We start from the raw sequence: 26,364 nt of genomic DNA, 5'->3' as shown, positions 1-26,364 counted from the left end.
GACGTCAAGCAGATGGTTATAATTTGTTCACCTAATTTATGCATAAAGTGGTTCTTTTCCTCAAACGTCTGTCACGCTTTTACATATGATACAAAGTAGAGAAATGAGAGTTGGGGGATTAGATATGTCCAAACAGGTAGAAATGAGTTTGAAGACCTTTTTTCGCGACAAAATTATATTGGTCACAGGCGGCACGGGGTCGATCGGTCGTCAAATTGTGAAAAAATTAACAGCATGCTCTCCTAAGAAAATCATTGTCTTCAGTAAGGATGACAGCAAACAATACATGATGAAAAATGAGTATGCAGCGTATCCAGAGGTCGTATTTGCACTTGGAGATGTGCGGGATGCAAGCCGTGTGAGACAGCTTGTCAAAGGGGTTGATATCATCTTTCATGCAGCTGCCTTAAAACAAGTACCCACTTGTGAAGATAATCCGTTTGAAGCCGTTCAAACCAATATCATCGGCGGACAGCATGTCATTGAAGCAGCAATCGAGCATGAAGTCAGTCATGTTGTCAACATTTCAACCGACAAAGCCGTCTCTCCAACAAATGCCATGGGTGCAACAAAATTGATTTCAGAGAAATTATTTTTTCAAGCGAACGAAAGTATCGCTAATCAAAAAACGATGTTTTGTTCTGTACGCTTTGGCAATGTGCTTGGATCAAGGGGTTCCGTCATTCCCATCATGCTCCAGCAGCTGTTAAATGAGAAGCCTTTAACGGTAACAGACCCTAAGATGACACGTTTTTTTATGTCCATTGAAGAAGCTGTATCCCTCACACTTAAAGCGGCGATCATGATGAAAGGCGGCGAAACGTTTATTCTCAAGATGGAGTCATTACAGCTGGCTGATCTATTAAAAGCGTTTCATGAATATGCCGGTCAAATCAATGTTGCATCTCCTGATATTCTCGTGATCGGAAAAAGATCAGGAGAAAAACTGCACGAGGAACTCACATTCCCTCACGAAGCAGATACACTGTTTGAACATGAACAGTTTTATGCCATCTTACCGAGACCGCATCTGCACCCCGCGTTCAAAAAAATCGATTTGATCAATTACACGTCAAACAAAGCACCGCTCATTACAAAAGAGAAGCTGTTTCACATCATTGAACAATTACATCATACGCATCATAAAAAATAAAAAATCGTCACACGGAAGCACTCGCTTTCCATGTGACGATTTTTCAATCAATCATTTAAATAGATGGTTCAAATGACCGTAGCCCTCTTTTTCAAGATCATCCTTTGGGATAAACTTCAAAGCGGCTGAGTTAATACAATATCGAAGACCGTTTGGCCCTGGCCCATCCGGAAAAACATGACCAAGATGAGAATCCGCTGTCTTACTGCGAACCTCTGTCCGAACCATCCCATGACTCGTATCAACCTTCTCTTCTACCTCTTGATCTTCAATCGGTTTTGTAAAACTTGGCCAGCCGCAGTGGGCATCAAATTTATCCAAAGAAGAAAACAATGGTTTGCCTGAAATGATATCTACGTAAATGCCCTCTTCTTTATGATCCCAAAATTCATTTTGAAATGGCGGCTCAGTGCCATTATTTTGCGTGACTTCATACTGCATCCGGTTTAATTCTTTGATGCGCTGCTCTTTTTCGTTGGCCATTATTTATCACTCCAATGAGACTTAATAAAACCTGCTCTACCCGAACCGACATGATATCGTTCGTAGTGCATTTTGTTCTTTTTATAATAATGCTGATGATATTCCTCAGCGGGATAAAAAGGACCAGCGTCTAAAATTTCAGTGACGATTGGTTTTTGGAAGATTCCGCTTTGGCTCAGCTGCTGTTTTGATGTTTCTGCAAGCTGCCTTTGTTTTTCGTTGTGAACATAAATACCTGTACGGTAGGATTCTCCTCTGTCACCAAATTGCCCTCCATCATCTGTTGGGTCTATTTGCTGCCAATATAGTTCTAATAGCTTCTCATATGGAAAAACATCAGGATCAAATGTGATTTGAACAGCTTCTCTATGCCCCGTTGTATTTGTACAAACTTCCTCATAGGTCGGATTCACTGTATGTCCGCCAGTATACCCTGATTCAACTTTGATAATGCCTGGCTGTTCATCAAAAGGTTTAACCATACACCAAAAACAGCCCCCGGCAAATGTGGCTAATTCTTGTTTTTCAGACATATTAGTGCCCCCTTCATTTAAAAAATGGTATCATCATATTATAACATGATAAAAAATAATGAAAATGATACGACTTGTATACCTAAAATGGAGAGAAAGCATTCTGTCGTATCCTTAAAATATAATGGGGGTTTAATGATTGGAACAAAGAAAACAAATGATGTATGAAATGGATACTTTACTGAGAACCGTATTTAAGCAGATTCGTTATGAAATTAACAGCCTGCTTGAAAACGAATTATCTCGGAATGAATTTCTCATTTTAAATTTACTGCGTGAGCAGGGTGCGAAAAAAGTAACGGAATTTGCTTCGATTCTCGGGGTATCAGCCAGTCATATTACAGCGGTGACCGACACACTTGTAGAAAAAGGCTGGATCACCCGCATCCGTTCAAAAGAGGATCGCCGCATCATCAAAATCCACTTAACCGATAAGGGTAAGGAAATTACTGAGCATTTTGAGAAAAAGAAAACAGAATACTTCATGGAGCGATTTGAATCCTTTGATGACGAAGAACTAAAAACGATGATCAAATTATTTAAAAAGCTGGATAAAAGTCAAAAGAATTAAGCATAGATTTTAGCATTCAGGACATGCTACGGATAAAAAGAGGTGGAATAAACGATGACAAGCCCTTATCTTTGTCCAAACTGCAAAACCAATAGAACGCGCTTTAATCTCATCGAACAGATTTCAGAACCTGTGAAACTTGATCCTGCGACTGGAGCCGTTGTTGAAACATACGAAGGTGATCAGCTTTCTCCTTTTCACATGAGCTATCAAGGTCCTAAAATCAAAGTCCAATGCGGCGTCTGTGGTTTAATTGAGGATGAAAAAACGTTCATAAAGCTGGCTGAATATCATCAATATTCGTCTCCTTCTTAACATGCGAGCCTGACGCTATCTGTCAGGCTTTTTTCTATGTTTCTTTTGCCTATACAGATCGTCCCTGTCGTGCATACGCTACAAAAAACACATTGCATGAGAAAGAAGGGATGAGGACTTGCAGCAGCTCTATGAGATGAATCACTTTCTATATCGTCCATCAGCTACCGCCCACCCATACCATCAGAGAAACACCTCTTCAAAAGCCGTTATTCGAATATTTCACGCCGCACCTGATTTAAGTGAGCTCGCTGTATTTGTGAACCAGCACCAGATTCATAAGAAGATGCCTTACGGCCAGCTGACAGCATATATGGAGTGGGATGAGGGTGTATATGAGATAGAAGTATTCAAGCTGGCTACAAAAGAAAGAGTTCTTTCTTCTCGTATGACGATGAAGGGAAACGAGACTTACACACTATGTATCACAGGAGCTCATACTGGCTTTGCGCTGCTTACAGAAAGGCAAGACTCGCTGATTAAGCAAGAAGATTTGTCAGCACTGACGTTTGTCCAGCTGTCTCCAGACCTCCCTCCCATTGATATATATGAACGGGATCAAGGAATGTTATCAAAGGAGCTCGGTTATGTGAGCGGCACTCAAACCCATCATTTCTCGCCGAATAAGTATCATTTTGAATTGAAAGCGTCTGGTACTCAGAGTGTGCTGCTTGATATCCCGAAAGTCCATCTGCAAACAAAGCGGGCCTATCTTATTTTGCTTCATGGTTTTGCAAATGGAGAACCAGAGCTTATGGCAAAGGTGGTCTTGTCTCGTCAAATGTAAAAAGAGCCTTTCCAAATGGAAAAGGCTCCTTACGAGACATCTTCAGCTTTTTCTTGCTTTTGAAAATCAAAAGCAAGAATCATGATACCTAAAAACAAAGCACAATAGGCGATATTTAAGTAAAACTGGTCGATATTTTCTGCTTTTAAATCAGTGGCAGCCGTAATGCCAAAGTACGCAGCAAATAAGAGCGACAGTAAACTAAAATATTGATAGACTCGCTTCATGATTTCACTCCTGACTAACACGTTCTATTGCTTTGGATGGTAATATGAAAATTCAATTTCATCATTCTCAAGATCAATTTTGTTCGCTTTGACATACATATCATTCGTCAGCGGCATTTCTGAAAGGCGCACTTCAACCGTTTTTTGGTCTGGTTTCACATGAACGAATTCAGGCAGTTCATAGAACTGACCCATATAGCTTAAAACAAAACTGATCGGAATGCTTAATTGTCCGATGGAAAAGTCATCTACTTTAAGCAGTACATCCCCGTTATCTTCAACAGTTGGTGTAAAAGAGACATTTGCATCAATCGTTGAAGAAAAGGCTTTGATTGCGCCAGTTACCTTCACATCTTGATCAATCGCCACATGAAAGTCTGGCATATTGCTTGACCCTTGATTTTTCAAATAATCATTGACAAATCTGGTCAGAGATTCTTTTGAGCTAGAAATGTTAAACGCATACTCGCTATTCTCTTCTTTTGTTGAAGCGGATTGACCGCCCGGCAGCAGCATCAAAATACCGCAGGCAAGAACAATGAGTAGATTGATTGACAGTAAAATAAAAAATAAGCTCTTCCATTTTTTCATCTTTTCACCCTATTCCTTCGGCAGTCCTTCTTTTTTCACTTCTGAGAATAAACGATTTGCCATAAGAGAGTACCCCTTTTGGTTTGGGTGGAAATCATCATCTGCCAGTAATTTTTCATCAGAATCTTCATCAAATAAATCTGCCACATCGATCATCTCAGCGTTGCCGTCTTTTTTCAGTTCTTTTTTGGCAACAGCGTTCCAGTCTTTGACGACTTCGTCAATATCTCTTAGCTCAGACAAGCTGAACTTAAACGGATTGTACATACTGACATACATGATCTTCGCGTGGTCATTATGCTCTCTTAGCTGGGCAAGAATGGTCTTAAAGCGCTCCTCAAAAGGACCTTGCTCTCTTTGAAAAGGAGCAAACGTCAAATTGAGCACATTTTGACGGACGACATGCATCAAGTCATTTCCGCCGATCGTAAAGAAAATATAATCAGCGTCTTTCAGTCCATCCTGCACCTTTTTTTCTTTTAATCTTTTTAATAAATCTACCGTTCTACTGCCTTTAATGGCATAGTTTTTTAATGTCACAGATTGCACGCCGTCCACCGCTTCTATCTTGTCACGGGTGATGCCTGCATATCCTTTTTTATCTTGATCTCCGATTCCTTCTGTTAAGGAATCTCCAACCGCTGCAATCGTAATATGTTCTTTTACGTTTTGTGTGTCTTCTAGTTTATCCTTTATGCCAGCCTCTTGCGCAGAACATGCAGAAAGAACAAAAGCTAGAGACATCACAATCAAAATCAAACGAGCTTTCAAACGATGATGTCCCTCCTTTTTCTGATTAAAAAAGTGTATCATGTTTTCGCTCATTTGAACATCCTTATGCTAGATCCGGCTCAGCGTCTTGATGTCCTTAATGATTTCATCATATGGTGTGTTTTGAACACCGTCATAATTTTTTATCACTTTTCCTTCTTGATCCACAAGGAAAAACAGTGATTGATGAATCACCTGGTCTTCGTCTTCAGGTTTTTTCACGATGGTCTTAAAGCTTTTCATCGCGAATTTTTCAATCTCTGACTGTGAGTAACCAGTCAGAAAATCCCAATTTTTAAAGGACAATGGATATGCTTTTGCAAACGTCTTTAGCTTTTTCGGTGAATCTACCTCTGGGTCTACGCTAAACGAAATGATATGCGCATCCAATTTTTCTTCTTTTAATCGTTTTTGCAGTTCTGTCATATGTGCCGTCATAGGAGGACAAATCGTTTCACAGCTTGTGAAAATAAAATCTGCCACCCACACTTTCCCCTTTACATCATCGAGCGACACCTTTTGACCATCCTGGTTTTGATATTCAAACGGCTCGATTTGATAATTTAACGCATCCTTGATTTGCCCATTTGAACACGAGACTAAAAGAAGCACGCTTATCATCATAAGCGTACCAAACAAGGCTCCCCTTTTTCTATACATGACTTGCACATCCCCTTTTTCAATCAATCGGTATAAAAAGCAAAGCCTATTGCGCCTTTTCCGGTATGACAGGAAATAATCGGTGTTGTATAGGCAATGTCAATAAGGGCATCAGGTGTGTGCTCAAGCAGCGCTGCTTTGAGTTTTTCAGCGAGTTCTAATGCATCTGCATGCGCAATTCCAATAGCCTGAACGGTTCTTCCTTTCACCGCCTGTACATACTGTTTTGTTAAATAGCGCACAAGAGCAGAGTAGCTTCTCACGTTCGCTTCTGGCGTATATACCCCGTCTGTTAAGCTGGCAATTGGTTTGATATGAAGAAGTGAGCCGATCAGCGCCTTTCCTCTTCCAATTCTTCCACCTTTCACGAGATTTTCTAATGTATCAATTGTGACATATAGCTTTGTTTTAAGACGGATTTTTTCCACTTCTTTGATGATCTCTTCACTGCTGGCTCCTTCTTTTGCAAGCTCCGCTGCTTTAAGGACTTGAAAGCCCAGTCCTTGAGAGATAAAAGCAGAATCAATGACCGTAATGTTTCCATCCACCATTTTAGAAGCGCTTTCAGCAGTTTGAACCGTACCACTCATTCCACCGGTTAAATGGATACTCAACACTTCGCTTCCATCTGCCGTCAGCTTTTCATATAATTCCACGAATTGACCAATTGCAGGTTGAGACGTTTTCGGCAGTTCTTCTGCGGCTTCCATTTTCTCAATAAATTCATCTGGCTGTAAATTTATCCGGTCAATATAGTCAACTCCAGAAATGGATATATTCAGTGGAATGACGTGAATTGAAAGATCGTTGATTTTCTCTTGCGGAAGGTCCACGGTTGAATCTGTTACAATTTTAATTTGTTTCACTATCGTCTCATCCTTGCTGTCTTAGTCTTTACTTATGATATTACCTTATTTCCTGCAATCTTGAAAACAACTGTCATAACGTTTTTGAAATTGTCACATTTTCTTCTTTTCATCAAAAAAATCCTTGCCAAACGGAGCAGCCGCCATTTCAAAGCCGCCTCTTACTCCTTTGACAAAGATTTCTATTTACGCATTGTGTTTCAATGTAGGCTGCTGATAGATCTGTTCATATGTGCTCCACTTGACGTTACGTTTCACATCCTCCCTGAAAGAGTAAACATATCTCTTCCCTTTAGATACATAGACTTTTTTCAAGAAAGCTTCAAGTCTAAAGGTGAGCATGAAACCATATGGCTCATCTCCCTTTAGAACAGGGATTTCTGTTACCTTGATCTGAGCTCCATCCATCCGTCTAAAACATATTGTTTTGAGCAGCACAAACGATCAGTCCTCTTTTCCAAGTGATCTGTTTACCCTAAATAAATAGGTGGAATAAATCTTGATCTTTATTCACTTCAACATAATGGAAGCCTTTTTTGTTCATTCGTTCAATCAGCGCTGCATAGTCATCTCGCTCTTTCAATTCGATGCCAACAAGCGCAGGTCCTTTGCTTCGGTTATTCTTTTTCGTATATTCAAAGCGTGAGATATCATCATTTGGCCCGAGCACTTCATCTAAAAATTCCCTAAGAGCACCTGCTCTTTGCGGGAAGTTGACGATGAAATAATGTTGAAGCCCTTCATAAATCATTGAGCGTTCTTTGATTTCTTGCATTCTGCCAATGTCATTATTTCCCCCGCTGACAATACAGACGACATTTTTCCCTTTAATCTCCTCGCGGTGTGCATCTAAGGCTGCAATTGGCAAAGCGCCTGCTGGCTCAGCTACAATCGCACATTGATTATACAGCTCTAAAATGGTTGTACACACTTTTCCTTCTGGTACGAGACTAATTTTATCAACAACGGACTGAAGGGATGTAAACGTCTTTTCGCCAATTCGCTGAACCGCTGCCCCGTCTACAAACTTATCAATCGAATCAAGTGTCACAACCTCCCCCTTCTCATGGGAAGCATGCAGTGAAGCTGCACCAAGCGGCTCGACTGCAATGATTTCGGTTTCTGGTGCGATATTTTTGAGATAGGTACCAACACCAGATAACAAACCTCCACCTCCGACACTTGCAAATAAAAAGTGAGGCTCTACTTCGATATCATTTAATATTTCTACAGCAGTCGTTCCTTGTCCTGCCATAACATCCAAATCATCAAACGGATGGATAAATTCGCGTTTTTCCTCATCTCCGCATTTTACTGCTTCATGATACGAATCATCAAAGGTATCTCCGGTTAAGATAATGTCAACATATTCTTTTCCGAAAAGCTCCACTTGAGATACTTTTTGCCTTGGGGTCGTAGCCGGCATAAAGATTTTCCCATGGATCCCTAAATATTTACAAGAATAAGCCACGCCTTGCGCGTGATTTCCAGCACTGGCACAGACAATGCCATTTTCTAGTTTATCTTTTGGGAGCTGGCTCATTTTATTAAAAGCGCCTCTTAATTTAAAGGAACGAACTACTTGAAGATCCTCTCTTTTTAAGTAGACATTACATTCATATCGTTCAGAAAGTCGCTCATTTTTTTGAAGTGGTGTATGAATGACTACATCCTTCAAATTTTGATGGGCTTTTAAGATGTCTTTCACTTGAATTAGCGTGTTTTCTTTGAGCAACGGTTTCATGTACAAGATCCTTTCTCTTTAACCTTATTTAATTTGTCATTATAACATGAATATTCAAAAAATGAACCAATAGATCATGGATCGAAGATAAATTTCATGAACTTTTTCGTTTTTCTATACAATCGTTCTAATTGGGTGTTATAATAAAACCAATTAGAACCAAAAAGAAAGGAATCACCCAATGACCACACCTCCGTTTGCTTCTATATATGGGGAGCATCAAGATATTAAGCACGCCATTCATATGGCAAAGCAATTCGCGAAAAATGAGCAGCCTGTCTTGTTGACAGGACAAATTGGAACAGGCAAAACACGATTTGCACAGGAAATGGCAAACCTATCTAATCCACAAGCTTCCATGCGGCACATATACTGCCCTATTTTGGATGAAGTCACTTTAAAGGAAGCATTCACGCAAGTGACAAACCAAGTTCTTTATTTAGACGAAGTCAGTCTATTAAGTATCCCTATGCAGCATCACGTCATTCATTTTCTAGAAACTTCTCCTGAAACAAAAATCATTGCTTCTTCGTCTTTATCTTTAGAGGCTCTGAGGGTTTCGTCAACTTTTTTACCTGAGCTGTTTTATCGTCTCAATGTACTCCACGTGCCTCTTCCGTCTTTAGCAGATCGAAAAACAGATATTCCTGTTTTAACACTAGCTTTCTTTCAGGAGCTCGGCATGAAGCCCGATATTGATTCAAGTGTTTGGGAGTTCTTGCAGCAGTATCCGTTTGAAGGCAATGTCCAGGAACTAAAAAATATGGTTCATTATGCTGCTTCGGTTCTCGAGGGACAAACGGTTTTCTTTCACCACTTGCCGCCTTTTGTGCTATTACCTCAACACACGGCGAGTAAAGGAAAAAAAGAGGAACACCAGCTCACGCTTATGGAGAAACAAGAATTTGTTTTCTTACTTGAAGCCATTAAGTCTCTCAATGAAAAGGGGGAAACAGCCAGCAGGCGCATCTTGTCTGAATTAAGCAAGCAAGGTGATATCCCGCTGACTCCTCAGCAAGTCAGGAGCCGATTAGATGATCTTGAGAAAAAAGCCTATGTGACGAAAGGAAAAGGCAGAGCTGGAACGAAGATTACACTTGAAGGTCTCTCATTTCTGAAGTCGCTTGATGGTTATATACCGGTTCAATAAAGGAGGACATCCATTGTTTACTGTAAAAGAAGAAATTGCAAACGCCATTACACATGGCATTGGGGTCATTTTATCCATTCCCGCCATTGTTTTTCTCGTTTTATTCGCTGTTCAATATGGCACAGTCACAGACATTATTAGCTTTTCGATATTCGGCGCATCCATGCTGCTGCTTTATTTAAGCTCAACTTTGCTTCATAGCATTCGGCACAAAAAAACAAAAGATGTGTTTGAAATCCTCGATCACTCGGCTATTTATGTCTTGATCGCTGGTACATATACACCTTTTTTACTCGGACCATTAAAAGGCGCACTCGGCTATACACTTCTTGCAATCGTATGGGCGCTTGCTGCTGGAGGCATTGTCTTTAAAATCTTTTTCGTCAAACGATTTATCATTGTATCAACCCTTGTTTACTTATTAATGGGCTGGATGATTATCATCGCGATCAAACCTCTGTACATTCAATTGACAGGAGCAGGTTTTAGTCTCTTACTGTTAGGCGGTATTTTGTATTCTGTCGGAACGATCTTTTATATTTGGCGGAAAATCCCCTATCATCATGCGATTTGGCACAGTTTTGTCCTAGGCGGAAGTGCATCCATGTTTTTCTGCATTCTATTCTATTGTGTCAACATCCCAGCTGCATGATAAAAAAACCAGCATCCACATTCGGATGCTGGTTTTTCTATGCACGCTTTTGTGCGTAGTCACTCATCATAACAGGTGCTTTAATATGAATATCGACATTGACAGGACGTAGCCTTTTCACGATTTTCCCTGTTAAAAGGCGCTCCGTTCCGCTTGTTTCAATCGGAACGATAGGACAGTCACATTCTTCAGCAAGCGCTTCTGCAATGGGACGATATTTTTCAGGAAGCAATATACTCTGTCCAGATATGATTCGCTCTTTTGCCTCTTCTAATAACGCATCATCAGACTGATTCTGATGAATCACCGCCATCTTTTTCAGCCATTGCTTTAAGATGGGATAGCGAAACAGATGCGGTTTTGCAATAAAAGCAAATGGCTTCTCAAGGTGGCCAATCAACAATGTCGTCGTAACTGGATGATGCTCTTGTGTGACATAAATCACAGGTCCATCTGGAAGCTTCTTTTGCTGATAAATGGTCATCACTGACCCTGATTGATCAATACATCCCCGGGCAAACTTTTTCGCATGCTCATGAATGAGATGCATTCGTTTCGTATAGGAAATGCGGGGATCAGTTAATTCATGATCGTACAAATGCTTCATACTTTTAAAAAAGGATACAACAACATACATCGTTAAACACCAATAACGAAACAACCGAACTCCTCCTACTCATTTATCCTTCTTTTCTGTCATAAACGACAAATTCATAATTGTAGGGGTTCTTTTCGTCACTATGGCCCTTTTCACGTGATACAACCGTCCAATCTTCTTCATCGTAATGAGGGAAGAAACGGTCACCTTCAAACGCATGGTGAATGTGGGTGATATATAGACGATCTGCATATGGCATCATTTCCTCATACAGCTTAGACCCGCCAATGATCAATAATTCTGTCTCATTCTTCGCGATGGCTAAAATATCATCGATTGAATGGACAACCTCGCATCCTTCAGCTTGAAAAGAAGAACTTGTGGTCAACACAATATTACGGCGGTTAGGCAATGCTCGTCCAATTGATTCAAATGTTTTTCTGCCCATGACAATGGTACGGCCGCCTGTGACTTTTTTAAAATACGCTAAATCAGCGGGTAAATGCCAAGGCATTTGATTATCTTGGCCAATGACTCTGTCTTTTCCTGTCGCCACTATCATGGAAATCATACACTGACTTCTCCTTTAATGTGAGGATGCGGATCATAGTTTTCAAGCACAAAATCATCAAACGTAAAATCAAAAATACTCTTTACATCTCTTGTGATGCGAAGCTGCGGAAGCGTGCGCTCCTCTCGCTCTAGCTGCATTTTCACCTGCGGAAGATGATTTTGATAAATATGAGCATCTCCTAGTGTATGAATAAACTCTCCTGGCTCAAGATTTGTCACCTTGGCAATCATCATCGTCAGAAGTGCATATGAAGCAATATTAAACGGCACGCCTAAAAAGATATCTGCCGATCTTTGATAAAGCTGGCAGGACAATTTCCCGTTTGATACGTAAAATTGAAACAAGCAATGACAAGGAGGCAGCGCCATTTGATCAATTTCCCCCGGATTCCAAGCACTGACAATCAGTCTTCTTGAATTCGGATTGTGCTCAATATCATGGATCAGCCTTGCGATTTGATCGACTGTCTCTCCGTTTCCGCTCGCCCATGATCTCCACTGGGCACCATACACGCGCCCTAGCTCTCCATTTTCATCTGCCCATTCGTTCCAAATACGGACACCATTTTCTTGAAGATATTTGACATTTGTATCACCTTTTAAAAACCACAGTAACTCATGAATGATTGATTTCAGGTGCAATTTCTTTGTTGTTAATAGAGGAAACCCTTCCTGTAAATCAAATCTCATTTGGTAACCGAACGTGCTGATTGTGCCTGTTCCTGTTCTGTCACCTTTTTCATCCCCGTGCTGTAATACATGACGGCATAACTCTTTGTATTGTTTCATTTTTTTCATCCTTTATTTATGTTCTTGTTGTAGTTTACCTTATTTCAGCTTTTGTTGAAACCAAAAAAACATGTCTGCATGATGAGCAGACATGTTTTTCTTTTATCCTTGATTCACTCGATCCTGCTCTTCGTCCTTAATATCTTGGTGAGAGTGAGCAATGCGGCTTGCAGCTGCGGCGGCGAGTGCAGCGACAAGGTCATCAAGGAAAGTGTGCACTTCACCTGGACGACCTTCATCCAATTCCCTGATAATACCAAATTTCTCTTTATCTAAGTAACCGAAGTTGGTCAAACCGATTGATCCATATACATTGACAATGGAAAGCGGAATAATCTCATCAATTCCATATAGCGGCTCATCTGTTTCAACTAAATGCTGCAAAGGTTCTGGCAAAAGCTTTTTTTCTGCCAGCTGATCAAGAGCAAGTCCTGTCAAAACTGCGTGGACAATTTCCCTTTTATGCAGCACTTTTTCAACATTTTCAATGCAGACACTAAGTGGAAGATTTGGATTATATTTTTCTTGGAGCTTTAGCACAATGTGTGCAATATCTTCTATTTTCACTCCGCGTTCGTTTAACATCTGTTTTGTAATGCGAACCATTTCGTTCATTGTATACTTTTTCAATTGGCATGACATCTCCTTCTAGTGGCTCATCCAGCTCGGCGGGGTGTTTTTATCCCAGTAAATATTACCGAGTTCATGATGCGTCTGGAATCCATCTTCTGCTGTATGATAGTGAAAGTTAAACCAATATCCGCTGTGAGGCGGCTGATCTCTTCTCACATGGAAACGAAGCAAATCTTCTCCGGTCTTCCTGTTATAAATGTGGAAGATTTTTTCGCTATTTCCGCTCGAAGGCTGATCAGTTAAAACAACATCTTGAAATTTTTCGTCATCTTTAAAATTAGTTAGAAAATCGGTTAACACTTGTTCAATCTTCGGTTGAATCTCTTCTCTGTACTCGTCCTCAATGACAGGTGTGATTTTACGACCAAATTTGAGAAAGGATTGGTTTTCTGCACTTGATAGAACCTCTTGCTTATATTGCTCAAAGGGGTCTACCCGCTCTTTGTTGTCTTCTTGCGATAGTTCCCAGCTGCGCGTATCATCTGATGTATCATAAACTGCTGTATAAGGTGATTTATCAGATGAAGAAAGTTCAGATGGCTTGTCTGTCATCAAAGCCGACGGAGGAGAGATTAAGCCAAACGTTGCAATCGTAAAGAGTGCAACAAGCGTTTTTCTCATCCACATCTTCATGATATCTAATTCCTTCCATACGTTATCATACTGCTATTCTAGCATATAATGAATTTTCAGTCATTCAATTTGGTCACTTATTTGAGACTTTCTTTTTTAAGATAAAACGTTTACAATGACAGTAACGACGACTAAAATTTGGGAGGGATGGATATGCTTGAAGGGTTTTTCATCACAGCTTCCTTGCTGACATTATTTTATTTTGTCTATATGGAGATCACAGATTAAAAGCCCTGAATCAGGGCTTTTTTCGATCAGATTAATTAAAGTGGTGTTGATTAGTCTTCTTCTATTGTGATATACCCATAATGGAATTGGGCGGTTTTACGTTTGATGACCTGAAATTGATAGGCGTCTGTAGTAAATCGAGTGCTTTTCCAATGATCCTTTAAAACCACTCTTTTTCTAGCCACTCTCACAGCTTCTTGCATGGCTACTTCGTGGTCAAAGTGATGCTCTGCGACATGACGGAGCGGCGACATGCTTGTAGATTCTTGAATCGTCTCCTCGAACATTGGATCAAAATAGACGATATCAAATGAACGATCAGGCAGCTTCTTTAGCTGCTCAATGCTGTCTCCGCTTATGACGGATATACGTCTCATTGCTTCATCTGCCGCCGCTACACCAGTTTCCCAAGTGCTAAGCCCTTCTCGAACTAGCAATGCCGTCATCGGATTTTTTTCAATGCCGACCACTTTTCCATTAGAGCCTGCTGCGCAGCTGGCGGTAATGGCGTCTGAGCCTAAGCCAAGCGTACAATCTAAAAAGGAATCGCCCGGCTCTAGCCCGGCTGCTTCAATTAATGGATCCTTCTCCCCTCGCAGAATCCGCTTCACCCTAAACATAGCTGAGCTTGGATGGAAGAAAAACTTTTCACCATTTGGCTGATACCATTCAAATCGTTCTTTCCCAACAACGAGTACATCCCCTCGTTTGATCGCAAGCTGTTTGACGGATTGTTTGCGCCGCGCTATATACTCACCATGTAAGTCCCTTGCGAGGGCCTTTGCTGTTTCAATTGTTTGTTCATTTGCTCTAAAGCTTGTTGTAATGAGCATGTCGTTCCTCCATCATGATCAAGAAAAAATGCCCTGATTGGATCACAGGACATTTCAACACTTGTATTAGCAATGTTTTTCAAAAGCAGATAAGATGTTGTTCATAATGTCTTCCATTTCATGACCTTCAATTTCGTCACGCGGGATAAAATGAACGAGTTCATTTCCTTTTAAAAGTGCCATAGATGGAGAAGATGGCTCTTCTCCCGTAAAGTATTCTCTCATTTTAGCAGTTGCTTCCCGATCCTGACCAGCAAAAACCGTCACGAGTCGATCTGGTGCTTTTTCTGTCTTCATGACCGCTTGAGTAGCAGCTGGACGTGCTAAGCCGGCAGCGCATCCGCATACAGAATTGACCACAACAAATGTTGTTCCTTCTGCTTCTTGCATCGTTTGTTCTACTTCTTCTTCCGTCGTCAATTCTTGAAATCCTGCACTTGTTAGCTCTTGGCGCATTGGTACAACAAGCTGACGCATATATTCTTCATATGCCATTGACATAAAAAAGCCCCCTCTAAAATCCTTATGTTGTGAATAAAGGATACTATAGAGAGAGCCATTTTTCAAATGTTCAATTTCAGATTAAATTTTCATGATCCCGCCTGTATTGGCTGATGTGACAAGTTTTGAGTATCTGGCAAGGTAGCCGGTTTTCACTTTTGGCTCAAAGCCTTTCCAGTTTGCTTTTCTTCTTTCCCATTCTTCCTCTGGGACATCTACACTTAAAATGCGTTTTTCAATATCGACCACAACATGATCACCATTTTCAACAAAAGCAAGAGGTCCACCCTCTGCTGCCTCTGGAGAGACGTGTCCAATGGACAATCCGCGAGAAGCACCGGAAAAACGGCCGTCTGTAATTAACGCCACCTTTGGACCAAGTCCCATTCCGACAATTTGTGAGGTTGGTGCAAGCATTTCAGGCATGCCAGGTCCGCCTTTAGGTCCTTCATAGCGAATAATGACAACATGTCCTGCTTCTACTTTTCGGTTAATGATGCCTTCAAGAGCTTCTTCCTGGGATTCAAATACGATCGCAGGTCCTTCATGACGTGTGATGCCGTCTTGTACACCGCCTGTTTTAATGATGGCTCCATCTGGCGCAAGGTTTCCAAATAAAACGGCTAAGCCGCCTTTTTCAGTAAATGGCTTGTCGATTGGATAAATGACGTTATAATCTTTTACCTCATGTCCTGCAATGTTCTCGCCTAGCGTTTTCGCTGTGACAGTCATTGTATCTAAATGAAGAGCACCCTCTTTTTTGGACAATTCATTTAGAGCAGCTGTTACACCGCCAGCTTCATGTAAATCTTCAATAAAAACATCAGAGGCTGGAGCAAGTTTTGATAAATGTGGCACTCGTTCTGCTACTTCATTAATACGCTCAAGTGAATATTCAACACCCGCTTCATTTGCGATTGCCAATGTATGAAGAACTGTATTTGTTGAACCACCTAATGCCATATCTAAAGCAAATGCGTTATCAATTGCTTTTTCAGTGACAATATCACGTGGTTTAATATCTTTTTTGATGAGTTCCATCAGTTGTTTTGCTGACTTCTTCGCAAATTCTCTCCGCTCTGGTGATGTCGCTAAGATCGTTCCATTTCCAGGAAGAGCGATACCAAGCGCCTCTGCTAAACAGTTCATTGAGTTTGCAGTAAACATACCTGAGCAAGAGCCGCAGGTTGGACAGCCAAACTGCTCTAATTCATTTAATTCCTCTTCATTAATTTTTCCTGACTGGTATGCCCCAACACCTTCAAAGACGGATGAAAGAGAAATTTTTCTGCCATCACTTGTTCTGCCCGCTTCCATTGGACCACCGCTGACAAATACAGTCGGGATATTGACGCGCATGGCTGCCATCATCATACCCGGTGTGATTTTATCACAGTTAGGAATACAAACCATTCCATCAAACCAGTGTGCAGACACAACGGTCTCTACTGAGTCAGCAATGATTTCACGGCTAGGCAATGAATATCTCATCCCAATATGCCCCATTGCAATTCCGTCATCGACCCCAATCGTATTGAATTCAAATGGAACGCCGCCAGCTTCACGAATGGCTTCTTTGACGATTTTCCCGAATTCCTGAAGATGGACATGCCCTGGGACAATATCAATATAGGAATTACATACGGCAATAAACGGCTTGCCGAAATCCTCATCTTTTACCCCCGCTGCTCTTAGTAAGCTTCGGTGAGGTGCTCTGTCAATTCCTTGTTTAATCATATTACTGCGTAGTTCTGCCATCTGTTTAAAAAGCCTCCTATACTACAAGTCTTGTTGACTGCATCATTTTGAGTTGATTTTATTTTACAAATTTTCTGTTTATTTAGCCACCTATGAATGATGATGACCAACATGGCTGCTGAAGCAAGTGTTCAGCAAGGATGGTGTCATAAAATCTGACCTCCAATATTCTATATTGGTACTACTATATAGAGTTTTTTCTCATATTTCAACAATATTCAAAATAATTTTTCTAAAAAAATTTTTCTGTCTATAAAGATTCCTGATTTTAGAAAACAAGCTGCCTTTCACTGGCAGCTTGTTCCGATTTCTCATCAGTCTGACGCATTTTTTCTACTTTCTGTCATTTGCTTCCAGACTGAGCCTTTCGCTTCTTCCCCGTGCTCAATTCGTTCAATCGCCATTTTCACTTGAAGACTGACTTCAAATTCAGGGTCCTGCTCCGCTTCTTTTAATGCTTCAAGTGCCGTTTCGTCACCTTCTTCATAAAGAAACATGGCCGCACGCCAGCGGACAAGCTTACTTGGGTCTTTTAATGCTGCGATCATCGCTTCAATAGCGCTTGGATCACCAAGATCTGAAATACAGTCTCCAGCAGTTCTGCGGACCGTCACTGTTTTATCTTCAAGCCCCTTATATAAAATAGGCAGAATAGCTGGGTCTTCAATCATGCCAGCATTCACAACAGCTTGCCTGCGAATAGACGTTTTTGGGTCCTCCATCGCTTTCATTAAAACGGGTATATCTTTTTTCTCAGGCTGCATTTGCTCTAAATGAGCAAATCGTTTTTTCCAATCTTCTTCACGCAGCATTTCTTCTGTGACGTCATAGGCCTTGCGATTCACCTGTTTATCGACAGCCTCTTGTCCTTCCTGAACCGCTTCTGTTAAACGGGTTAAGCGCTCGTCGTCATAAGCTGCTTGCAGCTCTTCAGTGACTTCTTGACCGATATCAGCAAATTCTCCAAAACGTACGCCTTGTTCTTTCCACACACGTTCAAACACAACATTGTCTGAACTGCTTCTTAGCTTCAGGATAGCTGCCTGAAAACGTTCAGGCATGCCAAATCGTTCTTCTCTTTCCCCATCTGTCAGCTTGACCTGCATCGGAATGCCATTAAACATTTGGACAAACACTTTGACTTCGCCAAATGTGTCACCGCCTGACTGTGATGTTTCCTGAAGACCTTCCGTTTCTTGTCCAAAGGCTTCTCTGACCTGTTGTAAAATCCCCTGCCAGTCATATTTTGCATTGCGTTCGACTGCTAAGAAATCTGCTACATGGTAGACCCCTTTTACACCTTCAATCGTTAAAATTCGCTTGATCATTTCTGGTGCTTCGTCTTTTTGATCCTTTTTGTAGTTGTTGCTTTTACCGCCGGCAAGCGCCTCTGTCAAAATCACCTTCATTGTATTCGGACTTGGTGTCGGTTCTATGGCAATTATTTTCATCTCATCATCCTCCTTACACACATAAAGACCCTACTCATCTGTAAGGCCGCATTCTTCTTTCCATGTCTTGATAAATAAACACATGAATTCATGCCGCTCATTAGCAAGCTGCTTTCCTTCATGTGTGTTCATTAAGTCTTTTAATTTGAGCAGTTTTTCTTGCATGTGTTCAAGCACTGAGCCTAGGTGTGAACCGTTTGTATAATGGGGTTCACCTTTTGCACCTGCATACGTAAATACCCTTGCAATACCAGTTGCTCCTATTGCATCCAGCCTATCCGCATCTTGAACAATAGCTCCTTCTAATGTCATTGGCTTATGCTGCATATGACGGCGGCGAAAAGACATCGTTGTAATGATATCCATGATATAACGAATATCCCGCTTATCCACTTCCCACAAAAGGAGCTGCTGCTTGAGTTCTTGCGGTGAAAGCTTCCATTCACTTGACAGCTTCTCATCAATTAAATCATGTACAATCGCCGCCATTTCAATGATAAATAGTGACCCGCCTTCCCGCTTTGCGATATTAAGTGCAAGGAGACGGACACGATCAATATGAGCCGCATCGTGACCTGTCGGCTCATCCTTTAGCTGTTTTGAAACAAAGAAGGCCGCTGCCTCCAATTGCTTTTGCTGCATGATCGTACGCATCTTATTGATCCAAAAGAGCGATGATCGAGCTTTCTAATTCTTTTGGCGGTGTTTTAGGAGAGAATCGTTCAGTGACTTCTCCGTTTTGGTCAACGATAAATTTTGTGAAGTTCCATTTCACCGTTTTTGTGCCAAGTACACCTTTCGCATGACTTGTTAAGTATTTGAAAAGAGGATGCGCATTGTCGCCATTGACATCAACTTTTGCAAACATTGGGAAGGTCACACCATAATTCAATGAACAGAATTCTTGAATCGCTTCTTCCCCTTCTGGCTCTTGATTCATAAATTGATTGCATGGGAATCCTAAAATTTCAAGACCCTTTTCGTGATATTGATCATATAACTCTTGTAATTGTTTAAATTGAGGGGTCAGTCCACATTTGCTCGCTGTGTTCACGATAATAAGTACTTTCCCTTTGTAATCTGCCATTGATTTTTCCTGACCGTTTATAGTCTTGACCTGAATATCATAAATTGACATCTCATAGCCTCCTAGGATTCTCTTTTTCCTATCGTAACATGCTTCTTTTAGAAAATCGCTTTTTATGCTCTCTGCTAAAAGAGTCCTGTCACACTGCCGTCTTCTAATAAATCCATCTCAAGCGCCGCAGGTTTTTTAGGCAGGCCGGGCATGGTGAGAATGCTTCCGGTTAAAGCAACGATAAAACCTGCTCCAACAGATGGCTTTAACTCTCGAATCGTAATGGTAAAGCCTTTTGGTCTGCCGATTAAAGCAGGATCATCTGAAAGGGAATATTGCGTTTTGGCCATACAAACCGGTAAATGAGCCCAGCCATTTTTCTCGATTGCTGCCAGCTGTTTTCTTGCTTTTGAAGTGAGCGTGACGCCATCTGCACCGTAAACGTTTTTGGCCACTTTTGATAACTTTTCTTCAATGGAATCTTTTTCTTCATACAAATACGAAAATTGGTTCTCATTCTTTTCAATGAGTGTCGTGAGTTCTTCGGCAAGTGCTGTGCCTCCATCCCCTCCTTCTTCCCATACATTGACGGCTTTTACTGGATGCCCATTCGTTTCACACCAATTTTCTATCGCTTGAATTTCTTCTTTCGTATCGGTGATAAAACGATTCACTGCGACGATGTATGGAAGACCGAAGGCTTGCAGTGTTTCAATATGCTTCTCTAAATTATGTATACCCTCTAATACAGCATGTGCATTTGCTTCCTTGAGCTCTGTTTTTTGCATTCCGCCATGCATTTTTAACGCTCTGACAGTTGCTACAATGACAACAGCACATGGTTTGAATTCACCGGCTCTTGTTTTGATGTGAAGGAATTTTTCAGCACCAAGATCTGCACCGAACCCGGCTTCTGTTACCACATAATCGGCTAGTTTTGCTGCCATCTTTGTTGCAATTAAACTATTGCAGCCATGTGCAATATTGGCAAAAGGACCGCCATGGACAAGGGCTGGAGTTCCTTCAATTGTTTGAACAAGATTTGGTTTGAGCGCGTCTTTTAAAAGTAATGTCAGTACACCTTCATATCCAAGATTTCCAACTGTGACAGGCTCACCTTCTTGATTATAGGCAACAACAATAGAAGAAAGACGTTTTTTCAGATCGTTTAAGTCTTGTGCTAAACAAAGGATCGCCATCATTTCCGAAGCAACCGTAATATCAAATCCGTCTTCTCTAGGGTATCCATTTAATTGACCGCCAAGCCCTACTACCACTTGTCTTAAAGCACGGTCGTTTAAATCAAGCACCCGTTTCCAGACAATCCGGCGTGCATCAATACCCAGTTCATTTCCATGATGGATATGGTTATCAATAAAAGCAGATAAAGCGTTATGTGCGGATGTGATGGCATGGAAATCCCCTGTGAAATGGAGATTGATTTCTTCCATTGGCAGCACCTGTGAATATCCGCCACCAGCTGCACCGCCTTTAATGCCCATTGTAGGACCTAGTGAAGGTTCACGCATGGCAATGATCGCTTTTTTGCCAATTTTTTCGAAGGCTTGACCGAGGCCAACTGTGACAGTGGACTTCCCCTCACCTGCTGGCGTTGGGTTTATCGAAGTCACAAGAATCACGTTTCCTTCTTTCTGTTCCTTTAAACGGTCAAAAATAGTCAAAGATATTTTCGCTTTTGTGAAACCATAGCATTCTAATTCTTCGTCATGTATTTGTAATTTCGCTGCGATGTCTTGAATGGGTCTCAGCTTTGCCCTTTGGGCAATGTCAATATCCGATAAATGTTTTGTAATCATCAATAAACGGCCTCCTTTTTGACAGAAACAGCTTTCATTTTTGCTCTATCTTTCATTGTAACATAATTGAAACATTGAAATATCGCCAGAAAGTTCCTATAATGAAATGAAATTAGCTTTGGTTCAGGGGGTGGCAAGTTGCCTATAAACATACCAGTTCATTTGCCGGCAAAACAAATACTAGAGAGCGAAAACATTTTCGTCATGGATGAGACAAGGGCATTCAAGCAAGATATCCGTCCTTTGAATATCGTGATCTTAAATTTAATGCCAAAAAAAATTCAAACTGAAACGCAGCTGCTAAGAATGCTCGGAAATTCTCCTTTGCAAGTGTACTTCACATTTTTGATTCCAAGTACACATACACCGAAGAATACATCAAGAGAGCACCTAGATGAATTTTATACGACCTTTGACTCAATTCGCCATAAAAAATTTGATGGAATGATCATTACAGGCGCGCCAATTGAGCATTTACCTTTTGAAGAAGTTTCCTATTGGAAAGAACTGCAGGACATTTTGGACTGGAGTAAAACCAATGTGACGTCTACTCTTCATATATGCTGGGGAGCACAGGCAGGTCTATATCACCATTATGGCATTGAAAAAATCAAGCTCCCCGAGAAAAAATTCGGTGTGTTTGAGCATCATGTCAAAGAAAAAAAAGAAAGATTGGTAAGAGGTTTCGATGAAGTATACTATGTCCCACATTCTAGGCATACAGATATTAATACAGAACAATTAAAAAACACACCGAATCTGAAAATATTGAGTATATCTGAAGAAGCTGGTGTTTGTTTAATTGTTTCAGATGATGATAAACAAGTATTTTTAACTGGACATCCTGAATATGATACAGATACATTGAAGCAGGAATATGAAAGAGATTTGTTGAAACATGATACAGTTAAAAAACCTGTCCACTATTTTATAGAGGATGGAGACACATTAGTGCCAGTGAATCGCTGGAAAGCCCACGCAACTTTACTTTTTATGAATTGGCTTAATTATTATGTTTATCAAGAAACACCATATGTGTGGGAATAAAATAGACTCTGGTCTGATGAAAAATGATCAAAATGTGTTAAAATACAAATGGCTCTGTCTTCCATTATCAATTTAGCCTGTTTGTTTTTTAAAATTAGTTTAATTCTTTCGTAACGAATGATATGCTCTTCCTGTTTATATGTTATCTTTATGTATATGTAGACCTATGAGATTCATAGTTTCGTACGAAGTTTTGTTGTTGTTGATTACATTTGAGGTGAATATTCTTGAATACCAATAAAAAAATATTAATCTTGACCGCAAATTATGGAAATGGACATATGCAGGTTGCAAAAACACTGTATGATGAATGCAAATCCCAAGGGTTTGAACATGTGATAGTTTCTAATTTGTATCAAGAATCAAATCCCATTGTGTCAGAAGTGACTCAATATTTATATTTGAAGAGCTTCTCCATTGGGAAACAATTTTATCGCTTGTTTTATTACGGTGTAGATAAAATTTACAATAAACGCAAATTTAACATTTACTTAAAGATGGGAAATAAGCGTCTCGATGAATTAATTCAGTTACACAACCCGGACATCATCATCATTACATTCCCGATGATTGTTGTACCCGAATACCGAAACAAAACAGGTAAAGTGATTCCAACATTTAATGTGATGACAGACTTCTGTCTTCATAAAATTTGGGTACATGAAAACATCGACCGATACTATGTTGCAACCGATTATGTGAAACAAAAGCTAGTGGAAATCGGCACACATCCAAGCGATGTCAAGGTGACAGGCATTCCTATTAGACCACAATTTGAAGCAGACGTACCAAAATCGATCATCTATAAAAAATATGGATTATCGTCAGACAAAAAGGTCCTTCTCATTATGGCAGGTGCTCATGGTGTACTAAAAAATGTGAAGGAGCTATGTGAAGCATTACTTCTTGACAGTGAAGTGCAAATTGTTGTTGTATGCGGTAAAAACGTAGCGCTGAAACAATCGCTCAGCGATCTTGAACAAGCACACCCAGATCAATTGAAGGCGCTTGGATATGTGGAACAAATTGATGAATTGTTCAGAGTAACAGACTGTATGATTACAAAACCAGGTGGTATTACATTAACAGAAGCAACAGCAATTGGTGTCCCAGTGATTCTTTACAAACCTGTTCCTGGACAAGAAAAAGAAAATGCTCTTTTCTTCGAAGATTATGGCGCTGCCATCGTCATCAACAGACATGAAGACATTTTAGAATCTGTGACCAACCTGCTACAAGATGAAGAAAAATTAAACACAATGAAACAAAACATAAAAAAACTGCACTTAAAACAATCTTCTCAAACCATTTTAGAAGATATCGTTGAACAATCTGATCTGATCATGAGCAACAAAACGTATGCTCGTGCATTATCATAAAAAGGTGCCCGTCTATGACGGACACCTTTTTCTTTTACCCTTGATTTCCACTTGCTGTGTACACTTCTTCAAACGGCTGAACAACAACAAAGCCGCTTCCGCTAAACTTCATTTGAATGGACTCCCCGCTTCCCCTGCCAATAAACGTTTTGAAGGACACATCTGTTACAAATTCAGTGTTTAAATCTCCTGACCATGCGACCGTCGCATTCGGATCTGTATAAACAGAATCACCTGGCTGAACAATCAGCGTAAGCGGTTCGTAATGACTGGTGATTGCAATCAGACCTGGTCCTTCAAGTTTGACGTTAAATAAACCACCGGCAAGCATGCCAGACACCTTTTTCATCAATTTAATATCCCAGCGGATTGACGGTTCAAATGCAAGCAGATCGTTTCCATTTACAAAAATGGACTCCCCTTGAGCCAACCGAAGAATGGAGATTTTTTTGCCTTGGTCTGCGATATATAATTTCCCCTCACCCGTTGCTTTCATCAAAGAGGTTCCTTCTCCTGATAACATCTTCTTGAACATCTTTGAGACGCCATGCTCCAAAACACCTTCACGTTCAAACTTTATTTTGCCCCGATATGACACCATGGAACCTGTTTTTGCCCAAATGGTATCAGTCAAATTTATTTCCAAAAGCCTCGATGTTTCAAGCTCGAAGACCCCTTCTCCTTTATCTTCTTGCTGTGTATTGTGAACAAATTCCTCAATCGTGTAACGATTCATGACCGGCACCTCTTTCAATATTTTTTTTATATACGGACAAGACACACATTAGGTTTCAGAAAATTAGGACGTTTTATATATAAATGGTTTTTCATTAAAAAACAAAAAAATCAAATATTCTGCTCAAAATTTGGCCTGCATGCTTGACGCTTTACTTTTGATAGTGTATAGTGAAACCATCATTTAACAACTTCGTTAGGTGATGAAAATTTTTTTTAGTATGCCAAAAGGTATGCTACAGTACTAGGAGGAAAAAGCAATATGCAAAACGGTAAAGTAAAATGGTTCAATAATGAAAAAGGTTTCGGCTTCATTGAAGTTGAAGGCGGAGACGATGTATTCGTTCACTTCACAGCTATCGAAGGTGACGGTTACAAGTCTTTAGAAGAAGGACAAGAAGTTTCTTTTGAAATCGTTGAAGGTAATCGTGGACCTCAAGCAGCTAACGTAACAAAAATTTAATCAACTAAATCAATGATGAAACGACAAAATAAAGAGGGGCATATGCCTCTCTTATTTGATTTTCAGCTGAATTTCAATTGCTAAAATATTTTGTTTTAGTCTTTGTTCAATTTCAGAGATATCTTTTTCGAGAAAAGGTCTTCCCTTCTTTGCTACATCTACTAGCTGCTCTAGATCGCTGTATACCTCTTGAAATGTTCGATGTAATACCATTTCAAAATCCTTATTATCCATGCCGGCCTTCCCCTTTTCCTCTAATATCCGTCACTTAGTCAAAAAGTAACTTAACCGAAACTTTCTATAGTTATATCGGCTCATTTTTCAGAATATGTTCTCTTTTTACACATTCTGTCCGTTTTTTTTCATGAGCATCTGTTTAACAAGAGGAAAACCGGTGTGCCCGTTTATTTTTTGAGCAGTGCATTTCCGTATTCTTTGATTTTCTCTCCTACCGTGCATTGCTGTATACAAAAGGAGTGTGCGTATTTTTTGCCAAATTCTTTTCGAAAGTGCTTCTTTATCAAACAATCTGAACAATACGTGTCTTGAAGATCCGTCAATTCTTTTACTGCTGTTTTTTTATCCACACTATTCAGCTCCGTCTGCTTCTAATTTCAACTTACTTTCGATTGGGACGTCTGCTAGCATCTGCCTGGCAAGCTGATCGGCTTCTGCATTTTGTTTACGATCAATGACTTCATAGGTTGGGGTGAGCTTCAGCTCTTTGATTGCAGCCTCAATTCGGTCGAGCCATTTGTTATGCACATCATCATAACAAGGCCATTCCCCTTTTAACTGATTCATGACAACGAGTGAATCTCCTTTAATCGTAACAGAGTTTCTGCCCGCTCCCAGTTCTTTTAAAGCATTTACTGCTTCAAATAAAGCCGCATACTCTGCCTCATTATTAGTGGTACCCCGAAAAGGGTGATTCTTCCTTAATCGATAAGCATCTTCTCCAAGATGATAATACACGACAATTCCAAGTCCGGATTCACCCGTTTCTTTGCGAAAGCTTGCATCAAAATAAACTTGAAGCTGATCAGGTTCAAGCCTAAGTTCTTCGTTTAGTTTTTCAAGCTCTTTGATAGACCACATCGCACCCTTTTCATCTTCAAATGATAGAAGCGACTGCGGTTCTTTTTTGTCTATATGCTTTGCTAAAAGCAAGGCCTCCTTGAGTTCCATCCAATCTTCTTGGAAAAAAGCAATGGACCCAATTGATTTCACTTTCATTGTATAATGTGCTCTTAGTTTCATTGATCACATCGCCTTTCCGTACTTTTAAGGTAAACGTTCGTTATGCTATAATCAAAAAGTTACATTTTACAATCAGAAAGGAAGT

Annotated in this window: 34 protein-coding genes; 9 read left to right on the top strand and 25 right to left on the bottom strand. The window is 40.4% G+C overall.

Features of this window, described 5'->3' with window-relative positions:
- Nucleotides 1-124 precede the first annotated feature (124 nt).
- Nucleotides 125-1,153 (top strand): SDR family NAD(P)-dependent oxidoreductase, encoded by a 1,029-nt coding sequence (locus BK049_RS17430; protein ID WP_008358166.1) that lies wholly within the window; start codon nucleotides 125-127, stop codon nucleotides 1,151-1,153.
- A 51-nt stretch (nucleotides 1,154-1,204) separates the two neighbouring features.
- On the opposite strand, the gene msrB is transcribed toward BK049_RS17430, so the two are convergent.
- Entirely contained in the window at nucleotides 1,205-1,636 is a 432-nt protein-coding gene (msrB, locus tag BK049_RS17425; RefSeq protein ID WP_008358164.1) for a peptide-methionine (R)-S-oxide reductase MsrB, read from the bottom strand.
- A complete protein-coding gene (gene msrA, locus BK049_RS17420; RefSeq protein WP_071169049.1) occupies nucleotides 1,636-2,169 on the bottom strand; it encodes a peptide-methionine (S)-S-oxide reductase MsrA in 534 nt (177 codons plus the stop codon). The genes msrB and msrA overlap by 1 nt, the downstream gene beginning before the upstream one ends.
- A gap of 139 nt (nucleotides 2,170-2,308) precedes the next feature.
- Between msrA and BK049_RS17415 the strand changes: the two genes are divergently transcribed.
- From BK049_RS17415 to BK049_RS17405, 3 genes are all read left to right on the top strand, one after another.
- Nucleotides 2,309-2,740: a MarR family transcriptional regulator gene (locus BK049_RS17415; RefSeq protein WP_041117740.1), complete on the top strand. Its 432-nt coding sequence runs from the start codon at nucleotides 2,309-2,311 to the stop codon at nucleotides 2,738-2,740.
- Between the two features lie 54 nt (nucleotides 2,741-2,794).
- Entirely contained in the window at nucleotides 2,795-3,055 is a 261-nt protein-coding gene (locus tag BK049_RS17410) for a DNA alkylation repair protein (protein ID WP_071169048.1), read from the top strand.
- A gap of 118 nt (nucleotides 3,056-3,173) precedes the next feature.
- A complete protein-coding gene (locus tag BK049_RS17405) occupies nucleotides 3,174-3,842 on the top strand; it encodes a DUF4397 domain-containing protein (protein WP_008358157.1) in 669 nt (222 codons plus the stop codon).
- Nucleotides 3,843-3,871: 29 nt separating this feature from the next.
- On the opposite strand, the gene ypmT is transcribed toward BK049_RS17405, so the two are convergent.
- From ypmT to ilvA, 7 genes are all read right to left on the bottom strand, one after another.
- Nucleotides 3,872-4,069, bottom strand: a complete 198-nt coding sequence (gene ypmT / locus BK049_RS17400; RefSeq protein ID WP_008358155.1) for a protein YpmT — start codon at nucleotides 4,067-4,069, stop codon at nucleotides 3,872-3,874.
- A 24-nt stretch (nucleotides 4,070-4,093) separates the two neighbouring features.
- Nucleotides 4,094-4,660: a YpmS family protein gene (locus BK049_RS17395; protein ID WP_071169047.1), complete on the bottom strand. Its 567-nt coding sequence runs from the start codon at nucleotides 4,658-4,660 to the stop codon at nucleotides 4,094-4,096.
- Nucleotides 4,661-4,669: 9 nt separating this feature from the next.
- Entirely contained in the window at nucleotides 4,670-5,431 is a 762-nt protein-coding gene (locus tag BK049_RS17390) for an SGNH/GDSL hydrolase family protein (RefSeq protein ID WP_071169046.1), read from the bottom strand.
- Nucleotides 5,432-5,500: 69 nt separating this feature from the next.
- Nucleotides 5,501-6,091, bottom strand: a complete 591-nt coding sequence (locus tag BK049_RS17385) for an SCO family protein (RefSeq protein WP_071169045.1) — start codon at nucleotides 6,089-6,091, stop codon at nucleotides 5,501-5,503.
- A gap of 23 nt (nucleotides 6,092-6,114) precedes the next feature.
- Nucleotides 6,115-6,957 carry a DegV family protein gene (locus tag BK049_RS17380; protein WP_071169044.1) on the bottom strand — a complete coding sequence of 281 codons (843 nt, stop codon included), beginning with the start codon at nucleotides 6,955-6,957 and terminating at the stop codon, nucleotides 6,115-6,117.
- Between the two features lie 186 nt (nucleotides 6,958-7,143).
- Complete coding sequence (locus BK049_RS17375) at nucleotides 7,144-7,395, bottom strand: YpmP family protein (RefSeq protein WP_008358144.1); 252 nt, start codon at nucleotides 7,393-7,395, stop codon at nucleotides 7,144-7,146.
- Between the two features lie 37 nt (nucleotides 7,396-7,432).
- Nucleotides 7,433-8,701, bottom strand: a complete 1,269-nt coding sequence (ilvA, locus tag BK049_RS17370; protein ID WP_008358142.1) for a threonine ammonia-lyase IlvA — start codon at nucleotides 8,699-8,701, stop codon at nucleotides 7,433-7,435.
- A 181-nt stretch (nucleotides 8,702-8,882) separates the two neighbouring features.
- Between ilvA and BK049_RS17365 the strand changes: the two genes are divergently transcribed.
- On the top strand, nucleotides 8,883-9,851 hold the full coding sequence (locus BK049_RS17365) for an AAA-type ATPase lid domain-containing protein (RefSeq protein ID WP_071169043.1): 969 nt from the start codon (nucleotides 8,883-8,885) through the stop codon (nucleotides 9,849-9,851).
- A gap of 13 nt (nucleotides 9,852-9,864) precedes the next feature.
- On the top strand, nucleotides 9,865-10,503 hold the full coding sequence (gene trhA, locus BK049_RS17360; protein WP_008358138.1) for a PAQR family membrane homeostasis protein TrhA: 639 nt from the start codon (nucleotides 9,865-9,867) through the stop codon (nucleotides 10,501-10,503).
- Between the two features lie 37 nt (nucleotides 10,504-10,540).
- Here the strand turns inward: trhA and BK049_RS17355 are convergent, their stop codons facing one another.
- The 12 genes from BK049_RS17355 to BK049_RS17300 all read right to left on the bottom strand — a co-directional run bounded on the left by BK049_RS17355 (nucleotide 10,541) and on the right by BK049_RS17300 (nucleotide 21,395).
- Entirely contained in the window at nucleotides 10,541-11,164 is a 624-nt protein-coding gene (locus BK049_RS17355) for a lysophospholipid acyltransferase family protein (RefSeq protein WP_008358137.1), read from the bottom strand.
- 19 nt (nucleotides 11,165-11,183) lie between these two features.
- Nucleotides 11,184-11,672, bottom strand: a complete 489-nt coding sequence (folA, locus tag BK049_RS17350; protein ID WP_071169042.1) for a type 3 dihydrofolate reductase — start codon at nucleotides 11,670-11,672, stop codon at nucleotides 11,184-11,186.
- A complete protein-coding gene (locus tag BK049_RS17345) occupies nucleotides 11,669-12,463 on the bottom strand; it encodes a thymidylate synthase (protein ID WP_071169041.1) in 795 nt (264 codons plus the stop codon). The genes folA and BK049_RS17345 overlap by 4 nt, the downstream gene beginning before the upstream one ends.
- A gap of 102 nt (nucleotides 12,464-12,565) precedes the next feature.
- Nucleotides 12,566-13,093 carry a phosphatidylglycerophosphatase A family protein gene (locus tag BK049_RS17340; protein WP_071169040.1) on the bottom strand — a complete coding sequence of 176 codons (528 nt, stop codon included), beginning with the start codon at nucleotides 13,091-13,093 and terminating at the stop codon, nucleotides 12,566-12,568.
- Between the two features lie 18 nt (nucleotides 13,094-13,111).
- Nucleotides 13,112-13,729, bottom strand: a complete 618-nt coding sequence (locus BK049_RS17335) for a YpjP family protein (protein WP_008358130.1) — start codon at nucleotides 13,727-13,729, stop codon at nucleotides 13,112-13,114.
- Nucleotides 13,730-14,007: 278 nt separating this feature from the next.
- A complete protein-coding gene (locus BK049_RS17330; protein WP_071169039.1) occupies nucleotides 14,008-14,790 on the bottom strand; it encodes a class I SAM-dependent methyltransferase in 783 nt (260 codons plus the stop codon).
- 66 nt (nucleotides 14,791-14,856) lie between these two features.
- Nucleotides 14,857-15,291, bottom strand: a complete 435-nt coding sequence (locus BK049_RS17325; RefSeq protein WP_071169038.1) for a BrxA/BrxB family bacilliredoxin — start codon at nucleotides 15,289-15,291, stop codon at nucleotides 14,857-14,859.
- Nucleotides 15,292-15,372: 81 nt separating this feature from the next.
- Nucleotides 15,373-17,049, bottom strand: a complete 1,677-nt coding sequence (gene ilvD / locus BK049_RS17320; RefSeq protein ID WP_008358122.1) for a dihydroxy-acid dehydratase — start codon at nucleotides 17,047-17,049, stop codon at nucleotides 15,373-15,375.
- Nucleotides 17,050-17,363: 314 nt separating this feature from the next.
- Nucleotides 17,364-18,500, bottom strand: a complete 1,137-nt coding sequence (locus BK049_RS17315) for a conserved virulence factor C family protein (RefSeq protein WP_071169037.1) — start codon at nucleotides 18,498-18,500, stop codon at nucleotides 17,364-17,366.
- Between the two features lie 30 nt (nucleotides 18,501-18,530).
- Nucleotides 18,531-19,142 carry an HD domain-containing protein gene (locus BK049_RS17310; RefSeq protein ID WP_008358119.1) on the bottom strand — a complete coding sequence of 204 codons (612 nt, stop codon included), beginning with the start codon at nucleotides 19,140-19,142 and terminating at the stop codon, nucleotides 18,531-18,533.
- A 13-nt stretch (nucleotides 19,143-19,155) separates the two neighbouring features.
- On the bottom strand, nucleotides 19,156-19,638 hold the full coding sequence (locus BK049_RS17305) for a glutathione peroxidase (protein WP_008358117.1): 483 nt from the start codon (nucleotides 19,636-19,638) through the stop codon (nucleotides 19,156-19,158).
- Between the two features lie 74 nt (nucleotides 19,639-19,712).
- The gene (locus BK049_RS17300; RefSeq protein WP_071169036.1) at nucleotides 19,713-21,395 is read right to left on the bottom strand and encodes a formate--tetrahydrofolate ligase; all 1,683 of its coding nucleotides are present in this window, start codon (nucleotides 21,393-21,395) and stop codon (nucleotides 19,713-19,715) included.
- 138 nt (nucleotides 21,396-21,533) lie between these two features.
- Between BK049_RS17300 and metA the strand changes: the two genes are divergently transcribed.
- Both metA and BK049_RS17290 read left to right on the top strand, forming a co-directional pair.
- Nucleotides 21,534-22,442: a homoserine O-acetyltransferase MetA gene (metA, locus tag BK049_RS17295; protein WP_008358112.1), complete on the top strand. Its 909-nt coding sequence runs from the start codon at nucleotides 21,534-21,536 to the stop codon at nucleotides 22,440-22,442.
- Between the two features lie 227 nt (nucleotides 22,443-22,669).
- On the top strand, nucleotides 22,670-23,821 hold the full coding sequence (locus tag BK049_RS17290) for a diglucosyl diacylglycerol synthase (RefSeq protein WP_071169035.1): 1,152 nt from the start codon (nucleotides 22,670-22,672) through the stop codon (nucleotides 23,819-23,821).
- A 34-nt stretch (nucleotides 23,822-23,855) separates the two neighbouring features.
- Here the strand turns inward: BK049_RS17290 and BK049_RS17285 are convergent, their stop codons facing one another.
- Complete coding sequence (locus tag BK049_RS17285) at nucleotides 23,856-24,557, bottom strand: AIM24 family protein (RefSeq protein WP_008358107.1); 702 nt, start codon at nucleotides 24,555-24,557, stop codon at nucleotides 23,856-23,858.
- A 261-nt stretch (nucleotides 24,558-24,818) separates the two neighbouring features.
- On the opposite strand from BK049_RS17285, the gene cspD reads away from it, so the two are divergent.
- A complete protein-coding gene (gene cspD, locus BK049_RS17280) occupies nucleotides 24,819-25,019 on the top strand; it encodes a cold-shock protein CspD (RefSeq protein ID WP_003215784.1) in 201 nt (66 codons plus the stop codon).
- Nucleotides 25,020-25,070: 51 nt separating this feature from the next.
- On the opposite strand, the gene BK049_RS17275 is transcribed toward cspD, so the two are convergent.
- The 3 genes from BK049_RS17275 to BK049_RS17265 all read right to left on the bottom strand — a co-directional run bounded on the left by BK049_RS17275 (nucleotide 25,071) and on the right by BK049_RS17265 (nucleotide 26,279).
- Nucleotides 25,071-25,253 carry a hypothetical protein gene (locus tag BK049_RS17275; RefSeq protein WP_008358105.1) on the bottom strand — a complete coding sequence of 61 codons (183 nt, stop codon included), beginning with the start codon at nucleotides 25,251-25,253 and terminating at the stop codon, nucleotides 25,071-25,073.
- 170 nt (nucleotides 25,254-25,423) lie between these two features.
- Nucleotides 25,424-25,606, bottom strand: coding sequence for a zinc-finger domain-containing protein (locus tag BK049_RS17270; protein WP_008358103.1), 183 nt, complete (start codon nucleotides 25,604-25,606; stop codon nucleotides 25,424-25,426).
- A gap of 1 nt (nucleotide 25,607) precedes the next feature.
- Entirely contained in the window at nucleotides 25,608-26,279 is a 672-nt protein-coding gene (locus tag BK049_RS17265; RefSeq protein WP_008358101.1) for a ribonuclease H family protein, read from the bottom strand.
- Between the last annotated feature and the right edge of the window lie 85 nt (nucleotides 26,280-26,364).

Source organism: Bacillus xiamenensis (assembly GCF_001857925.1).
GTDB lineage: Bacteria > Bacillota > Bacilli > Bacillales > Bacillaceae > Bacillus > Bacillus xiamenensis.
This window is presented reverse-complemented; position numbering and strand designations above follow the sequence as displayed.

Excerpts from the sequence above, each read along its gene's own strand:
- BK049_RS17300 (WP_071169036.1), bottom strand. The coding sequence starts at position 21,395 with ATGATTACAAAACATTTATCGGATATTGACATTGCCCAAAGGGCAAAG.
- BK049_RS17385 (WP_071169045.1), bottom strand. The coding sequence starts at position 6,091 with ATGTATAGAAAAAGGGGAGCCTTGTTTGGTACGCTTATGATGATAAGC.
- BK049_RS17345 (WP_071169041.1), bottom strand. The coding sequence starts at position 12,463 with ATGAAACAATACAAAGAGTTATGCCGTCATGTATTACAGCACGGGGAT.
- BK049_RS17330 (WP_071169039.1), bottom strand. The coding sequence starts at position 14,790 with ATGCTCATTACAACAAGCTTTAGAGCAAATGAACAAACAATTGAAACA.
- BK049_RS17335 (WP_008358130.1), bottom strand. The coding sequence starts at position 13,729 with ATGAAGATGTGGATGAGAAAAACGCTTGTTGCACTCTTTACGATTGCA.
- BK049_RS17365 (WP_071169043.1), top strand. The coding sequence starts at position 8,883 with ATGACCACACCTCCGTTTGCTTCTATATATGGGGAGCATCAAGATATT.
- BK049_RS17315 (WP_071169037.1), bottom strand. The coding sequence starts at position 18,500 with ATGAAAATAATTGCCATAGAACCGACACCAAGTCCGAATACAATGAAG.
- ilvA (WP_008358142.1), bottom strand. The coding sequence starts at position 8,701 with ATGAAACCGTTGCTCAAAGAAAACACGCTAATTCAAGTGAAAGACATC.
- BK049_RS17430 (WP_008358166.1), top strand. The coding sequence starts at position 125 with ATGTCCAAACAGGTAGAAATGAGTTTGAAGACCTTTTTTCGCGACAAA.
- BK049_RS17285 (WP_008358107.1), bottom strand. The coding sequence starts at position 24,557 with ATGAATCGTTACACGATTGAGGAATTTGTTCACAATACACAGCAAGAA.
- ypmT (WP_008358155.1), bottom strand. The coding sequence starts at position 4,069 with ATGAAGCGAGTCTATCAATATTTTAGTTTACTGTCGCTCTTATTTGCT.
- ilvD (WP_008358122.1), bottom strand. The coding sequence starts at position 17,049 with ATGGCAGAACTACGCAGTAATATGATTAAACAAGGAATTGACAGAGCA.
- BK049_RS17395 (WP_071169047.1), bottom strand. The coding sequence starts at position 4,660 with ATGAAAAAATGGAAGAGCTTATTTTTTATTTTACTGTCAATCAATCTA.
- BK049_RS17310 (WP_008358119.1), bottom strand. The coding sequence starts at position 19,142 with ATGCAGCAAAAGCAATTGGAGGCAGCGGCCTTCTTTGTTTCAAAACAG.
- BK049_RS17275 (WP_008358105.1), bottom strand. The coding sequence starts at position 25,253 with ATGGATAATAAGGATTTTGAAATGGTATTACATCGAACATTTCAAGAG.
- BK049_RS17410 (WP_071169048.1), top strand. The coding sequence starts at position 2,795 with ATGACAAGCCCTTATCTTTGTCCAAACTGCAAAACCAATAGAACGCGC.
- BK049_RS17265 (WP_008358101.1), bottom strand. The coding sequence starts at position 26,279 with ATGAAACTAAGAGCACATTATACAATGAAAGTGAAATCAATTGGGTCC.
- folA (WP_071169042.1), bottom strand. The coding sequence starts at position 11,672 with ATGATTTCCATGATAGTGGCGACAGGAAAAGACAGAGTCATTGGCCAA.
- msrA (WP_071169049.1), bottom strand. The coding sequence starts at position 2,169 with ATGTCTGAAAAACAAGAATTAGCCACATTTGCCGGGGGCTGTTTTTGG.
- BK049_RS17325 (WP_071169038.1), bottom strand. The coding sequence starts at position 15,291 with ATGTCAATGGCATATGAAGAATATATGCGTCAGCTTGTTGTACCAATG.
- msrB (WP_008358164.1), bottom strand. The coding sequence starts at position 1,636 with ATGGCCAACGAAAAAGAGCAGCGCATCAAAGAATTAAACCGGATGCAG.
- cspD (WP_003215784.1), top strand. The coding sequence starts at position 24,819 with ATGCAAAACGGTAAAGTAAAATGGTTCAATAATGAAAAAGGTTTCGGC.
- BK049_RS17305 (WP_008358117.1), bottom strand. The coding sequence starts at position 19,638 with ATGTCAATTTATGATATTCAGGTCAAGACTATAAACGGTCAGGAAAAA.